Origin of the sequence: Mycolicibacterium baixiangningiae, assembly GCF_016313185.1 — a bacterium.
Taxonomy (GTDB): domain Bacteria; phylum Actinomycetota; class Actinomycetes; order Mycobacteriales; family Mycobacteriaceae; genus Mycobacterium; species Mycobacterium baixiangningiae.
On the sequence record NZ_CP066218.1, the window covers coordinates 2037598 to 2052412 of the forward strand.

General features: G+C 66.4%; 12 protein-coding genes. All 12 read left to right on the forward strand.

Annotated features, from left to right (window positions below; translation table 11 throughout):
- The first annotated feature begins 199 nt into the window (after positions 1–199).
- The 12 genes from I7X18_RS09620 to I7X18_RS09675 are packed head-to-tail and all read left to right on the forward strand — an operon-like array spanning position 200 to position 14800.
- Positions 200–1717 (forward strand): aldehyde dehydrogenase family protein, encoded by a 1518-nt coding sequence (locus I7X18_RS09620; RefSeq protein WP_193047050.1) that lies wholly within the window; start codon positions 200–202, stop codon positions 1715–1717.
- The gene (locus I7X18_RS09625) at positions 1714–2922 is read left to right on the forward strand and encodes a CaiB/BaiF CoA transferase family protein (protein WP_193047051.1); all 1209 of its coding nucleotides are present in this window, start codon (positions 1714–1716) and stop codon (positions 2920–2922) included. Before I7X18_RS09620 ends, I7X18_RS09625 begins: the two co-directional genes overlap by 4 nt.
- 14 nt (positions 2923–2936) lie before the next feature.
- On the forward strand, positions 2937–4106 hold the full coding sequence (locus tag I7X18_RS09630) for an OB-fold domain-containing protein (protein ID WP_193047052.1): 1170 nt from the start codon (positions 2937–2939) through the stop codon (positions 4104–4106).
- Positions 4107–4128: 22 nt separating this feature from the next.
- Positions 4129–5295 carry a thiolase C-terminal domain-containing protein gene (locus I7X18_RS09635; RefSeq protein WP_193047053.1) on the forward strand — a complete coding sequence of 389 codons (1167 nt, stop codon included), beginning with the start codon at positions 4129–4131 and terminating at the stop codon, positions 5293–5295.
- On the forward strand, positions 5288–6085 hold the full coding sequence (locus tag I7X18_RS09640; protein ID WP_193047054.1) for an MlaE family ABC transporter permease: 798 nt from the start codon (positions 5288–5290) through the stop codon (positions 6083–6085). The genes I7X18_RS09635 and I7X18_RS09640 overlap by 8 nt, the downstream gene beginning before the upstream one ends.
- A 3-nt stretch (positions 6086–6088) precedes the next feature.
- On the forward strand, positions 6089–6946 hold the full coding sequence (locus I7X18_RS09645) for an MlaE family ABC transporter permease (protein WP_193047055.1): 858 nt from the start codon (positions 6089–6091) through the stop codon (positions 6944–6946).
- An 8-nt stretch (positions 6947–6954) separates the two neighbouring features.
- Entirely contained in the window at positions 6955–8151 is a 1197-nt protein-coding gene (locus I7X18_RS09650) for an MCE family protein (RefSeq protein WP_193047056.1), read from the forward strand.
- Positions 8148–9173 (forward strand): MCE family protein, encoded by a 1026-nt coding sequence (locus I7X18_RS09655; RefSeq protein ID WP_193047057.1) that lies wholly within the window; start codon positions 8148–8150, stop codon positions 9171–9173. The genes I7X18_RS09650 and I7X18_RS09655 overlap by 4 nt, the downstream gene beginning before the upstream one ends.
- Complete coding sequence (locus tag I7X18_RS09660) at positions 9174–10277, forward strand: MCE family protein (RefSeq protein ID WP_193047058.1); 1104 nt, start codon at positions 9174–9176, stop codon at positions 10275–10277.
- Positions 10261–11763, forward strand: coding sequence for an MCE family protein (locus tag I7X18_RS09665; RefSeq protein WP_193047059.1), 1503 nt, complete (start codon positions 10261–10263; stop codon positions 11761–11763). Before I7X18_RS09660 ends, I7X18_RS09665 begins: the two co-directional genes overlap by 17 nt.
- Positions 11760–13130: an MCE family protein gene (locus tag I7X18_RS09670; RefSeq protein ID WP_193047060.1), complete on the forward strand. Its 1371-nt coding sequence runs from the start codon at positions 11760–11762 to the stop codon at positions 13128–13130. Before I7X18_RS09665 ends, I7X18_RS09670 begins: the two co-directional genes overlap by 4 nt.
- Complete coding sequence (locus I7X18_RS09675; protein ID WP_193047061.1) at positions 13130–14800, forward strand: MCE family protein; 1671 nt, start codon at positions 13130–13132, stop codon at positions 14798–14800. The genes I7X18_RS09670 and I7X18_RS09675 overlap by 1 nt, the downstream gene beginning before the upstream one ends.
- Positions 14801–14815: the final 15 nt, after the last annotated feature.

Below are 14815 nucleotides of genomic sequence, written 5' to 3' on the forward strand. Positions count from 1 at the left end.
TCCTTCCGATTATGAGAACCGTACTCTCGACGTTGATCATTCTGCAAGAAATCGCACACACGCGCTCAGCTTCGCCCTATGCTCCGCTCCGGCTCGTCAAGGCCATGACTAGCCACTCTAGGTTTCCTTGAGTTCTCCGAGGGCGAATGTATGATTCGCCTGAGATGAGAATGGAATTTCCATCGCACTGAGGAGGATGATGGCCCAGACGCCCACGGTGACCGATGATCGTCGGTCTACCGCCGACCCGCAGGCCAATGGTGCCCCGGCGGATCGGCGGCTGTTGATCGACGGACGACTGGTCGACACCGGACGGGTGTTTCCCTCTCTCAATCCCGCCACCGGCGAGGTGCTCGGACACGCGCCGGACGCGACCGTCGAGGACGCCGCCGCCGCCGTCGCCGCAGCCCGGCGCGCATTCGACACCACCGACTGGTCGACCGATGTCGAGCTGCGGGTGCGCTGTCTCGGCCAGTTGCACACCGCGCTCGTCGAACACCGCGACGAACTGGCCGCGCTGACGATCGCGGAGGTGGGTGCCACCGAGGCGCTGTGCCAGGGCGCGCAGCTGGATCAGCCCATCGAGATCGTGCGCTACTACGCCGAGCTGCTCGCCGGCTACCCGATGACCGAAGACCTCGGCAACATCGAGAGCCGGGGGATGCAGCACCACCGCTGGGTCGAGAAGGAAGCCGCCGGAGTCGTCGCGGCGATCATCGCCTACAACTATCCCAACCAGCTCGCGCTGGCCAAGCTCGCGCCCGCGTTGGCCGCCGGCTGCACCGTCGTCCTCAAGTCGGCACCGGATACTCCGCTGATCACCCTGGCCCTCGGCGAGCTGATCGCCGAGCACACCGACATTCCGGCCGGCGTGGTCAACGTGCTCTCCGGTGCCGACCCCGAAGTGGGGGTGGTGCTGACCACCAGCAACGACGTCGACATGGTCACCTTCACCGGGTCGACGCCGACAGGCCGGCGCATCATGGCCGCGGCCAGTGAGACGCTCAAGAAGGTGTTCCTCGAACTCGGCGGGAAGTCCGCCGCGATCGTCCTCGACGACGCCGACTTCAACACCGCGGCCTTGTTCTCGGCGTTCTCGATGGTCACCCACGCCGGCCAGGGCTGCGCGCTCACCTCGCGGCTGCTGGTGCCCGCCCGGCACAAGGACGAGATCGTCGAGCTGATCAAGAACAACTTCGGGCACGTGCGCCTCGGAAATCCAGTCGATCCGTCCGTTTACATGGGTCCGCTCATCAGCGAGAAGCAGCGCGACAAGGTCCACGACATGGTCGAAAGGGCCGTCGCCGCAGGGGCATCGTTGGTCACCGGCGGCGAAAAAGTCGACCCCGGCTACTTCTACACACCCACGCTGCTCGCCGACGTCGATCCCGACAGCGAGATCGCGCAGGAAGAGGTCTTCGGACCGGTTCTGGCGGTGATCGCGTACGAGGACGACGACGACGCGGTGCGCATCGCCAACAACTCCATCTACGGACTGTCGGGAGCCGTATTCGGCAGCGAGGACCGCGCGCTGGCGGTCGCCCGCCGGATCCGCACCGGAACCTTCTCGATCAACGGCGGCAACTACTTCAGCCCCGACAGCCCGTTCGGCGGATACAAGCAGTCCGGCATCGGCCGGGAGATGGGGACCGCCGGGCTCGAGGAGTTCCTGGAGTCCAAGACGTTCGCCCGGGTGCTGACAGGAGAGCAGGCATGAGTCGACCGCTCGAAGGCGTCCGCATTCTCGAGGTGGCGATGTACGGGTTCGTCCCGTCCTGCGGTGCGGTACTGGGTGAGTGGGGCGCCGACGTCATCAAGGTCGAGCATGCCGTGACCGGTGACCCGCAGCGCGGGCTGCGCCAGACCGGTCCGCTGCGTGTCGAGGGCGACCCGAACCCGAACATCGAACACGCCAATCGCGGCAAGCGCAGCATCGGGCTCGACATGTCGGTACCCGAAGGCCGGGAGGTGCTGCTCGACCTCGCGCGCCGCGCCGATGTGTTCCTCACCAGCTTCCTGCCCGGCCACCGGACGAAGTTCGGCATCGACGTCGACGACATCCGCGCGGTCAACCCCGACATCATCTACGCGCGCGGCAGTGCGCTGGGACCGCGTGGCGAGGAGTCGGTCAAGGGCGGCTACGACATGACCGCGTTCTGGTGTCGCGCCGGTACGGCCGCCACCATCACCCCGCCGGGAATCGACGGCATGATCGCCCCGCCGGGACCCGCCTACGGCGACACCATCTCCGGAACCAACCTGGCCGGCGGCATCGCGGCCGCGCTGTTCAAGCGCGAACGCACCGGTGAGCCGTCGGTCGTGGACGTGTCGCTGCTGGGCAGTGGCCTGTGGTCGATGGGGCACACCGTCGCGCTGACCACCCACCTCAACCAGTTGATGGTGACTCCGCCTCCGGGGGTGCACGGTTCGCCGATCAACCCGCTGGTGGGCGTCTATCCGACGGCCGACGACCGCTACATCTCGTTCGTGATGATGCAGCCGACGAAGTTCTGGGCGGACGTGTGCACGCACATGGATCTCGACGACTACGCCGACGATCCGCGCTTCGCCACCGCCGAATCCTTCGCCGAGAACACCCCGGCCGCCGTCGAGATCCTCACCGAGGCGATGCGCAAACGCCCGCTGCCCGAGTGGAGTGAGCGGTTCGCGACGCTCGCCGGTCCATGGGCCCCGGTCCAGGACACCCTGCAGGCCGCGCAGGACGCGCAGGTGCGGGCCAACGAGTACATCGTGCGGGCCGGTGAGCTGGAGTTGGTGGCCAACCCGGTGCAGTTCGACGTCGCCGCCCCGCAGACCGGTGCCGCACCGGGTTTCGCCGAGCAGACCGACGACATCCTGGTCGAACTGGGCCTGGACTGGGACCGCATTATCGAGCTCAAGACGGCCGGCGCCGTCACGTGACAGTGGGGATCTGAATGCCGTTCATCGCTTCGATCGGGACGTACCTCCCGTGTTGGGGCACACCGCATCACCGCATCGCCGGTGACGACGAGGACGCCATCACGCTCGCCGTCGAGGCCGGATGCGCCGCGCTCAGCGCGGGTGGGACGGTGGAACGCGTCGTCCTGGTCAGCCGCGATCTGCCGCTGACCGAGAGCAGTAACGCCGCGGTGCTGCTGGCCGGCCTGGGCCTGGACCCCGAACTCGAGGTCGACGAACGGCTCGGCGGTGCGCCGGCGACGCTGGATGCGGTCAGCTCCGCCCGGCCGCGGTCACTGGTCATCGGCGTCGATCTGGAACCGGCGGGCGCGGCGGCGATCTTGACGTCTGACCGCGGTAAGCAGGTCCGCACCGCCGCCCGTGTCGCGCGCAGCCTGCCGGTGCGCACGCGCAACGCCGTCGGCGTCGTCCACGACTACGGCGACCCGCGTCTGCTGCACGAACGCGGACTGCTGGCCTCGCTCTCGGCGGCGTGGCTGGACACGCCGGTGGTCGTCGCGGGTGTCGAACACGACAAGGTGATGTCGCTGTGCATCGGCGAACCGCCCCGCCTGCCGACATCCGGAGCAAGTTCTGGTCTGTTTGCCCTCGCAAGCCTCACCGAGTCCCATACGATGGGCCCCTTGGTTGCGGTGGAGCAGGCTAGCCTGTCCGGCATCACCGTCACAGGCGGTGAGGCACAAGTGATTCGACGTGAACCGGCGGCACGGCTGCTACCCGAGGGGACGGTCACCCCGGGTGCCGACCTGGCGATTTCGCTGGCCGCCTACGAGCGCGCATTCGAGGCGAAGGTGCGCTGGGAGGCCGGCAAGCACACCGACAGCGACGTTCTGGATTTCCCGCCGCGCTACCGGGTCGGTGCTGACTGTGCACTGGACACCGACTACGAGTTGGTGCCGTTACCGCGGACCGGCACCGTCTACACCGAGGCGACCGTGCGGATTCCGGTGCCGGGGATGCGCTCGCCCTACTCGCTGGTGATCGTGGAACTCGACGGGACCGACGTGCGCGCACTGGTCAAGGTGACCGGCGCCGAACCGGGGTCGGTCGACATCGGCGCCAGGGGACAGATGGTCCTTCGTCGTGTCGCGGTGCGCTCCGGCGTGCCCGACTACGGTTACGCGTTCGAACCGGACGCGGCATGACCGCGCCGGAGTCGGAGGCGCCATGCGCAAGGTAGCAATCGTCGGTGCGGGCATGACGCCGTTCGCCGAGCACTATGCCCTCGGTATCAAGGACCTGCTGCCGATGGCGTTCGCTGAGTGCGCCGCCAGCGTCGACAAGGGCATGATCAAAGATGACATCGATGCGGCATGGTTCGGCGCCATGGGCACGACGGACGGCTTCCCCGCAGGTGTGCTGGCTGACACCCTCGGACTGCAGGATCTGCCGGTCACCCACATCGAGAACTCCTGTGCCACCGGCAATGACGCAGTGCGCAACGCGCTCTACGGGATCGCCTGTGGCGCGGCGGACGTCGCTCTGGTGATGGGTGCGGACAAGCTGCGCGAGGTCGCCACCAAGGACATGATGTGGGGCTGGGAGGCCACCACCCGCGATATGGCCTGGGACTACCCGCTGGGGCTCGTCGCACCTGCCGGCTTCGCACTGCATGTGCGCCGGTACCTGCACGAGTCACCGGCCACCCGTGAGCATCTGGCGATGATCGCGGTCAAGAACCACCGCAACGCCGTCGACAACCCGAAGGCCAGGCTGCGGTTCGAGATCACCGTCGAGCAGGCGCTGGCCGCACCGATCGTCGCCGACCCGTTCGGGATCTACGACTGCGCACCACAAAGCGACGGCGCCGCCGCGCTGATCCTGGCCGCCGAGGACGTCGTCGACCGTTTCACCGATCGGCCGGTGTGGATCCGCGGCGTCGGGCTGGGACTCGATTCGGTGATGTACCCGCACAAACCCGATATGACGACGTTTCCGGCGACGGTCCGCGCGGCCAAGCGCGCCTTCGGTATGGCCGGTGTGACACCGGCCGAGGTCGACGTCGCCGAGGTGCACGACTATTTCACCGGAATCGAGCTGATCAGCTATGAGGATCTCGGCTTCGCCGACCGTTTCGGTGCGTACAAGCTGGTCGAGGCCGAGGTGACCAGCATGGGCGGCGCGCTGCCGGTCAACCCCAGCGGCGGACTCAAGGCGAAGGGCCACCCGCCGGGCGCGACCGGTGTCGCGCAGTGCGTCGAGTTGTTCGAACAACTGCGCGGCGAGGCCGTCAATCAGGTCGATGGGGCGCGAATCGGTCTGGCGCACAACATCGGTGGTCCGACAGCGGTAGCGGCGGTCACCATCCTGGAAGGAGCCCGAGCCCATGGCTGAGCGGTGGACACCCGGGATTTCGCTGGGTAAGGGCATCTCGACACCGATGCAGGCGGTGGGCGGGCTGTTCTCGATGTCTGCCGACGCCTTCCGCTTCATCTTCCGCCGGCCGTTTCAGTGGCGGGAATTCCTCGAACAGTCCTGGTTCGTCGCCAAGGTCTCACTGGCACCCACTCTGCTGGTAGCGATTCCGTTCACGACGTTGGTGTCCTTCACGCTGAACATCCTTCTCCGCGAACTCGGCGCGGCTGACCTCTCGGGCGCCGGAGCGGCGTTCGGGGCGGTCACCCAGCTGGGTCCGATGGTGACCGTGCTGATCGTCGCAGGCGCGGGAGCGACAGCGATGTGCGCTGACCTCGGATCCCGCACCATCCGCGAGGAGATCGAGGCGATGGAGGTGCTCGGCATCAACCCCGTGCAGCGGTTGGTGACCCCTCGCATGCTGGCGTCGGGTCTGGTTGCCCTGCTACTCAACAGTCTCGTGGTGATCATCGGCATCCTCGGTGGCTACGTGTTCTCGGTGTTCGTGCAGGACGTCAACCCGGGCGCTTTCGCGGCCGGTATCACGCTGCTTACCGGGCTTCCCGAGATGATCATCTCGTGCGTGAAGGCCGCGTTGTTCGGGCTGATCGCCGGGATGGTGGCGTGCTATCGCGGCCTCACCATCACCGGCGGCGGAGCCAAGGCCGTGGGCAACGCGGTCAACGAGACGGTGGTCTACGCGTTCATGGCGCTGTTCGTCATCAACGTGCTGGTGACCGCCATCGGCATCCAACTGACGACGGGCTGACGCATGGGAACCCTGACCGTACTGCGATCGACCTATCCACGCGTCGCCAGGCAGTTCAGCCGCCCGGTGTCGTTGCTGAGCCGCATCGGTGACCACACGATGTTCTACGGGCGGGCCCTTGCCGGGATTCCGCACGCCACAATGCACTTCCGCAAGGAAGTCATCCGGCTCATCGCCGAGATATCCATGGGCGCGGGCACATTGGCGATGATCGGCGGCACCGTGGTAATCGTCGGATTCCTGACACTGGCCACCGGCGGGGTCCTGGCGATCCAGGGGTACAGCTCGCTGGGGAACATCGGCATCGAGGCGCTCACCGGCTTCCTGTCCGCCTTCATCAACGTCCGCATTGCAGCGCCGGTGGTGGCCGGCATCGGGCTGGCGGCCACGTTCGGCGCCGGAGTGACCGCCCAGCTGGGCGCCATGCGGATCAACGAGGAGATCGACGCACTGGAGAGCATGGGTATCCGCCCGGTGGAATACCTGGTGAGCACACGGATCGTGGCCGGGATGATCGCGATCACGCCGCTGTATTCGATTGCCGTCATCCTGTCGTTCGTCGCCAGCCAATTCACCACGGTGATGCTGCTGGGCCAGTCCAGCGGCCTGTACAAGCACTACTTCGACACGTTCCTCAACCCGATCGACCTGCTGTGGTCATTCCTGCAGGCCATCCTGATGGCGCTCACCATCCTGCTGATCCACACCTACTTCGGCTACTTCGCCTCGGGTGGCCCGTCGGGAGTCGGTGCCGCGGTGGGTAACGCGGTGCGCGCCTCCCTCATCCTCGTCGTGTCGGTGACACTGCTGGTGTCCCTGTCCGTCTACGGCTCCAACGGCAACTTCAATCTTTCGGGATAGGGGCTGAGTTGACGAGTAACCGTGCGAAGGCACTGGCCGGCCTGGCCAGTGTGGTGGTGTTCGGTCTGATCATCGCGCTGGCGATCGGCCTGTTCCGCGGCAGCTTCACCAAAACCATTCCGGTGACAGTGCTCTCGGACCGGGCCGGGTTGGTGATGAACCCCGACGCCAAGGTCAGGATGCGCGGTGTCGAGGTCGGCAAGGTGTCGTCCATCGAGGAACGTCCCGACGGCCAGGCCGCACTGCACCTCGCCATGGATCCGTCTCAGCTGCGCCTGATTCCATCGAATGTGGGCGTCGACATCGCCTCGTCGACGGTGTTCGGCGCCAAATTCGTGGAGCTCAACGCACCGGCTGACCCGTCGCCGGAGACGTTGCGCGCCGGGCAGGTGCTGCAGGGCGAGCACGTCACGGTCGAGATCAACACCGTGTTCCAGCAGTTGGTCACGGTGCTGGACAAGATCGACCCGGCGAAACTGAACGAGACGCTCGGTGCGATCGCCACCGCGTTCAACGGCCGCGGTGAGCAGTTCGGTCAGACGATGTCCGACTTCAACGCGCTGCTGGCCAAGCTCGAGCCGAGCCTGCCCAACCTGAGCCACGACATCGAGGCGGCGGTACCGACGTTCAACGCCTACGCCGACGCGGCACCCGATCTGATGAGGACCTTCGACAACGCCACACAGGTCAGCCGCTCGATAGTCGAGGAGCAGCAGAACCTCGACGAATTCCTGGTCAGCTCAATCGGTTTGGCAGACCTCGGCAACGAGGTCATCGGCGGTAACCGAAAGGCTCTCACCGACCTGGTGCACGTGCTGGTGCCCACCACCGACCTGCTCGCCCGCTACCACGACTCGGTGCGGTGCGGCATCGGTGGCCTCGTGCCGTTCTCGAAGTCCCCGCCGCAATACAACGGGATCATCGTCTCGGCCGGCCTCACGCTCGGCGTCGAGCGGTACCGATATCCGACGGATCTGCCGAAGGTCGCGGCCAAGAGCGGCGGCTACAACTACTGTGAGGCACTCGGCCTGCCCGAGCTGCCACCGGACTTCGTGCCGCCGTTGATCGTCGGCGACGTCGGCTCCAACCCCGCGCAGTACGGGAACTCGGGCATCTTGCTCAACTCGGACGGACTCAAACAGTGGCTCTATGGGCCGCTCGCCGGGCCACCACGCAACAGCGCACAAACGGGACAGCCAGGATGACGAAACTCACGGGCACGCTCATCAAGCTCATCACCTTCGCGGTGGTGATGGTAGTGCTGACAGCCTTTCTGTTCCTCGTCTTCAGTGACGGGCGAACCGGTGCGACAAACGGTTACTCGGCCGTCTTCGCAGACGCGTCGCGGCTCAAGTCGGGGGACGGCGTGCGGGTTGCCGGCGTCCGGGTCGGCACTGTCCAGAAGGTGTCCCTGCAGGGCGACAGGCGGGTCTTGATCGATTTCGACACCGACCGCGGCATCGTGCTGACCACTGCGACCAAGGCGGCGATCCGTTACCTCAACCTGGTCGGCGATCGCTATCTGGAACTCGTCGACACACCGGGTTCGACGAAGATCCTCCCGACCGGGGCGCAGATACCGCTCGATCGGACGGCGCCGGCGCTGGACCTCGACCTGCTGCTCGGTGGTCTCAAACCTGTGATCCAGGGACTCAATCCGCAAGACGTCAACGCGCTGACCTCGTCCCTGATCCAGGTCCTGCAGGGCCAGGGCGGAACGCTGGAATCGCTGATGTCGAGGACCTCGTCGTTCACCAACTCGCTGGCGGACAACGGCCAGGTCATCGAAGCCTTGATCGACGATCTGCGAACGGTGCTGGCGACGCTGGCCGAAGACGGTGACGAGTTCTCCGGCGCGGTCGACCGACTCGAGAAACTCGTCAATGGGCTGTCGGCCGATCGCGACCCGATCGGCACTGCCATCGAGTCGTTGGACAACGGCACGGCGTCACTGGCAGATCTGCTCGGTAGGGCCCGACAGCCGCTGGCCGGCACGGTCGACCAGTTGAACGAGCTCGCCCCGATCCTCGACAACGACAAGCCCCGGATCGACGCCACGCTTCAGAAGTTGCCCGAGATCTATCGCAAACTCGCACGGGTGGGCTCCTATGGCGCCTTCTTCCCTTATTACATCTGCGCTGTCACGTTCCGCGCCAGCGATCTTCAGGGACGCACGGTGGTCTTCCCGTGGATCCGGCAGGAAGCGGGAAGGTGCGAGGAGAACTAGATGCTGAAGTACCGCGGATCGCAGCTGATCAAGTCCGGCGTCATCGGCCTCGTCGTGATGATCCTCATCGTCGCCGTGGGCCTGGCACCGGAGCGCCTGATCTCCATGGCCACCGCACTGCGATACCAGGCGCTGTTCACCGAGGCGGGTGGCATTGCCACCGGTAACGATGTGACGGTCTCCGGCATCAAGGTCGGCTCGGTCACCTCGGTCGGTCTCGACAATGGCGACGCGCTGGTCGATTTCACCGTCGACAGCAGGTACGCGCTGGGCTCCGACAGCACGGCCGATATCCGCACCGGAACCCTGCTCGGCGAGCGGGTGCTGGTGCTGAAGCCGGCGGGCAGTGGCAACCTGTCGCGCACTGCGCCCATCCCGACGTCCCGAACGTCCTCGCCGTACTCGTTGTCGGATGCGCTCGGCGAGCTCACCACCAACACCGCCGGCACGAACACCGACACGCTCAACCAGTCGCTGGACACGCTGGCCGCGACGCTCGATCAGATCAGTCCTCAGCTGGGTCCGGCGTTCGACGGGCTGTCGCGGCTGTCGAAGTCGCTCAACAACCGAAACGAGAGTCTGTCGGAGCTGCTGAAGACGGCCGGCGACGTCACCGGGATCTTCGCCGAACGCAGCAAGCAGGTCAACGCGCTGATCCTGAACGCCAACGACCTGCTCGCCGTGCTCAATGAGCGCCGGCAGGCGATCGTGAGCCTGCTCGCCAACATCTCGGCGGTCTCACGTGAACTCAGCGGCGTGGTCGCCGACAACGAGCAGGAACTGGCGCCGACTCTGGAGCGGTTGAACTCGGTCACCGCGGTGCTGGAGAAGAACCGGGACAACCTGGCCAAGATGCTCCCCGGGGCGGCCAAGTACTACCTGACACAGGGCGAGATCGTCGCGAACGGCGCGTACTACAACGCCCTGGTCCCCAACCTCGCATTCGGACAGCTGCTGCAGCCGTTCCTGGACTACGCGTTCGGGTTCAGGCGAGGCGTCAATGCCGGTCAGCCGCCGGACAACGCCGGGCCGCGGGCCGAGCTGGAATTCCCCGTCAACGGCATCCCGCAGCCAGGAGATCTCCCTGATGATGGAAACCCGTAAGCGATTGGCGGCCGGCACGGCGTTGCTGCTGGTCGTCCTGCTGTTCGTCGGTGCCGCGTTCGTCGTGCGCCAGGTCTTTTTCGGGCCCACCACGGTCAGCGCGTACTTCCCGACGGCGACGGCGATCTACCCCGGTGACGAGGTGCGGGTGGCGGGCATCAAGGTCGGCACCATCGACGCCATCGAGCCCGAGGGCACGGAGACCAAGCTGGTGATGAAGATCGACCATGGCGTTTCGGTCCCGGCCGAGGCCAAGGCGATCATCGTCGCTCCGAACCTGATCGCCGCCCGCTACGTTCAGCTCACGCCGGCGTACCGGACGGGAGCAGGGCCGACGCTGGGTGACGGCGCGGTGATTCCGAGGGACAGGACCGCCGTACCGGTCGAGTGGGACGAGGTCAAGGACCAGTTGATGCGGCTGGCAACAGAATTGGGACCCGGTACCGGTCAGGATTCCAAGGTGTCCGGCACTTCGGTGTCGCGCTTCATCGACAGTGCCGCGAACGCGTTGGAGGGCAACGGCGACAAGCTCCGGCAAACGCTGGCTCAATTATCCGGCGCAGCACGGATTTTCGCCGAAGGCAGCGGCAACATCGTCGACATCGTCAAGAACCTGCAGATCTTCGTCAGTGCGCTTCGGGACAGTAAAGAACAGATCGTCCTGTTCCAGAATCGACTGGCCAGTCTGAGCAGCGTGTTGAACGACAACAGGGACGAGTTCGACGGCGCGCTGTCCGACCTGTCGGTCGCCATCGGCGAAGTGCAGCGGTTCGTCGCGGGGACCCGCAACCAGACCGCAGAGCAGATCCAGCGGCTGGGCAACGTCACTCAGGTCCTGGTCGACAATCGTCTCGCCCTCGAGAACGTTCTTCACATCACCCCGAACGCCATCGCCAACTTCAACAACATCTACTACCCGAACGGCGGGTCGGTCACGGGCGCCTTCTCGATCGTGAACTTCTCGAATCCGGTGTGGTTCATCTGCGGCATGATCGGCGCCGTCGCCAACGTCACCGCACCCGAGACGGCGAAACTCTGCGAGCAATACCTGGGTCCGGCGTTGCGGCTGGCCAACTTCAACAACCTTCCGCTTCCCGTCAACCCCTACCTGCGGCCTGCGGTGAATCCGGACCGGATGATCATCACCGATCCGAAGCTGGCCCCAGGCGGAGCCGGGCCGGGTGACCCACCCGAACCACCGCCGACCGTGTCGGCCTACACCGGCGCCGGAGACGTGCCACCGCCCCCTGGTTGGAGGGCTCCGCCCGGGCAGCCGGGACTGTACGCACCTGACAGGGATGCCCCGGCCATTCCGTCGCCGGCCCTGTTCCCGGGCGCGCCGCTTCCCGGACCGCCCAACGTGATGTCGAACGTGCCTCCGGGCCCGTCGACCGTCGAGGGGATGTTGCTTCCGGCGACCCCGCCGCCGCCGCCGCCGCCTCCGGATGCACCGCTGTTGCCGGCAGAAGGGATGCCGCCCTCATGATTCAGGCGACGAAGAGGTTTGCCGTCGTCGGCTCGTGCGTTGCCCTCACGCTGACGGGTTGTTCGTATCAGGGCTTGAACTCGCTGCCGCTGCCGGGGGCACCCGGGCGGGGATCCGACGCGGTCAGCTACCACGTGGAGGTCGCGAATGTGGCGACCCTGGAGTCGAACGCACCGGTGCTGATCGACGATGTGGTCGTCGGCAGTGTGGGCAAGATGACGGTGCAGAACTGGCACGCCGACGTGGAGATCTCGGTCAAGCCGGACGTGGTGGTGCCTGCCAACGCCGTGGCCACCGTCGGTCAGACCAGCCTGTTGGGATCCATGCACCTGGCACTCAATCCACCGGTCGGTGAAGGGCCGAGTGGTCGATTGCAGCCCGGCGCCACCGTCGCGCTGAACGATTCGTCGACCTACCCGTCCACCGAACGGACGCTCTCGTCACTGTCCGTCGTCGTCAACGGCGGCGGACTCGGCCAGGTGGGCGACATCATCCACAATGCCAACATCGCGTTGTCCGGGCGCGCGCCGGAGTTCCGCGAACTGCTCGGCCGGCTCGACAGATTCGTCGGTGTGCTCGATGGACAGCGGGACAACATCATCAGTGCCATCGAAGAACTGAGGCGCGTCTCCGGTACGTTCGCCGGCCAGCGCGACGTGATCGACCGTGCACTCAAGGACATCCCACCGGCACTCGACGTGCTGATCAAGGAACGCCCCCGGCTGACCACCGCGCTGGAGAAGCTCGGGCGGTTCAGCGACACGGCCACCGGTCTGGTCAACGACGCGGGTGATGATCTCGTGACCAACCTGCGGAACCTGGAGCCGGCCCTCAAGTCGCTGGCCGATATCGGACCGGATCTGTCTTCTGCGCTGATCTGGGCGACGGCCTTTCCCTACGGCCCGGCGTTCGCCGACAAGATCACCAAGGGTGACTTCATCAATCTGTATGCGATCTTCGACCTCACCTATCCGCGACTGAAGAAGACGATGTTCCTCGGTACTCGGTGGGGTGACGAGAACGCCAAGCTCATTCCCGCGCCGGGGGACCCGTATTACCTGAACTACTCCTACGATCCGATGCTGAGCGCCGCCACGCCGCCGCCACCGCAGTCGCCCTCGGACGCGGCGGCCGAACAGCTGCTGGCGCCCGGTCAGGATTCGCCGCCCGCCGGCGCGATGCCACCGGTGACCGAGCCGCTCGTGCCGGTGGTTCCGCCGCCCGCCGCGCTGCCCGGGATGGGGGTGCCGGCAGTCACCACGTCGTCGCAGATCTTCGCCGGACCGTACGGTCCGGGAGCCTCTGCTCCACCTGCCCCTGCGCCGCCGCCGAACGACGCCCAATCGACACCTGGAGGCGGTGGCTGATGCTGACACGCTTCGTCCGAACCCAACTCGTCATCTTCACGATCGCGTCGATCGTCGGTGTGGGTGTGATGGTCTTCGCGTACATGAAGGTGCCGACCCTGCTCGGTATCGGCAAGGTGAACGTGACGCTGGAGCTGCCGACCGGCGGCGGCCTCTACCAGTTCAGCAATGTGACCTACCGCGGTGTGCAGGTCGGCGAGGTGACGGCAGTAGAGCTGACCGAGAAGGGTGCGAAAGCCACGCTGCTGCTGGACATGTCGCCGGAGATCCCCGCCGATCTGGAAGCCGCCGTCCGCAGTGTGTCCGCGGTGGGGGAGCAGTACGTCGATCTGCGTCCGCGCACGGATTCCGGCCCGTACCTCGAGGACGGATCGGTCATCACCCAGGAGAACGCGACGGTCCCTCAGGCGGTGGGGCCGATGCTCGATCAGGTCAGCAAACTGGTCGACAGCATCCCGGAGGGCCGGATCAGCGACGTGCTCGACGAGACGTTCAAGGCGTTCAACGGTGCGGGCCCGGATTTCGCGTCACTGCTGGACTCCGCGAGCAAGGTGACCAAGGACGCCAACGGTGTCTCCGACCAGATGCGGGCGTTGATCGACGACAGCGGACCACTTCTGGACTCACAGGCGGAGACCACCGACGCCATCCGGGCCTGGGCGCGCAGCCTGTCCGGGGTCAGCGAGCAGCTTGTGCAGAACGACCCCGAAGTGCGCGCGATCCTGCAGCGCGGACCCGGCTTCGCGCAGGAGGTTTCGCAGCTCCTGAATCAGGTGAAGCCGACGCTACCGGTGCTGCTGGCGAATCTGACCACCGTCGGCCAGACCCTCGTCACCTACAATCCCTCCCTCGAGCAACTCCTCGTCATCTTCCCGGGAATCATTGCGGCACAGCAGTCATTCGGGCTTCCGCAGAACAATCCGACGGGGCTGCCCTCGGGTGATTTCGCGATCACCATCGGCGATCCCCAGCCGTGCACTGTCGGCTTCCTCCCGCCGTCGCAATGGCGTTCACCGGAGGATACGACGACGCTCGACACACCGGATGGGCTGTACTGCAAGCTGCCGCAGGACTCGCCGATTGCGGTCCGTGGTGCCCGCAACTACCCCTGCATGGGACACCCGGGAAAGCGCGCGCCCACGGTCGAACTCTGCAATGACCCCAGGGGATTTCAGCCGCTGGCGATGCGCGAACACTCACTTGGGCCGTACCCATTCGACCCGAATCTGGTCTCCCAGGGCATCCCGCCGGACGATCGCGTGGACTTCAGCGATCGGATCCATGCGCCGACAGGGGGCACACCACTGCCCCCGGGCGCGGCGCCCGGCACGGCGCCGCAGCCCCCCTCACCGGTGCGGAGCACGCCGGCGCCGATCGCGCCGCCGAGCGCTCCGGCGCGGCCGGTGCCCCCACCGCCGCCGGCCGGCAACTCCATCAACGGCACGCCCCTCCCGGCGGCGCCGCCGGTGTCGCCGCCTGCCGGCAACGGTGCCGTACCCGCCACGCCGAGTGCCTTCAACGGCAACGACTCTGGTGGTCCCTCCGTCGCCGTCGCGCACTATGACCCCGGAACGGGTGAATACATCTCGCCCGACGGTCAGCTCCAGCAGCTGACGAATGTGCGCGCCGGGGCCGAACCGAAGTCGTGGAAGGACCTGCTTCCGATCTGAGGCCCGCGCGGGCCC

Coding starts and splice junctions, on each gene's coding strand:
- I7X18_RS09620 (WP_193047050.1), top strand. CDS start 200: ATGGCCCAGACGCCCACGGTGACCGATGATCGTCGGTCTACCGCCGAC.
- I7X18_RS09625 (WP_193047051.1), top strand. CDS start 1,714: ATGAGTCGACCGCTCGAAGGCGTCCGCATTCTCGAGGTGGCGATGTAC.
- I7X18_RS09630 (WP_193047052.1), top strand. CDS start 2,937: ATGCCGTTCATCGCTTCGATCGGGACGTACCTCCCGTGTTGGGGCACA.
- I7X18_RS09635 (WP_193047053.1), top strand. CDS start 4,129: ATGCGCAAGGTAGCAATCGTCGGTGCGGGCATGACGCCGTTCGCCGAG.
- I7X18_RS09640 (WP_193047054.1), top strand. CDS start 5,288: ATGGCTGAGCGGTGGACACCCGGGATTTCGCTGGGTAAGGGCATCTCG.
- I7X18_RS09645 (WP_193047055.1), top strand. CDS start 6,089: ATGGGAACCCTGACCGTACTGCGATCGACCTATCCACGCGTCGCCAGG.
- I7X18_RS09655 (WP_193047057.1), top strand. CDS start 8,148: ATGACGAAACTCACGGGCACGCTCATCAAGCTCATCACCTTCGCGGTG.
- I7X18_RS09660 (WP_193047058.1), top strand. CDS start 9,174: ATGCTGAAGTACCGCGGATCGCAGCTGATCAAGTCCGGCGTCATCGGC.
- I7X18_RS09665 (WP_193047059.1), top strand. CDS start 10,261: ATGATGGAAACCCGTAAGCGATTGGCGGCCGGCACGGCGTTGCTGCTG.
- I7X18_RS09670 (WP_193047060.1), top strand. CDS start 11,760: ATGATTCAGGCGACGAAGAGGTTTGCCGTCGTCGGCTCGTGCGTTGCC.
- I7X18_RS09675 (WP_193047061.1), top strand. CDS start 13,130: ATGCTGACACGCTTCGTCCGAACCCAACTCGTCATCTTCACGATCGCG.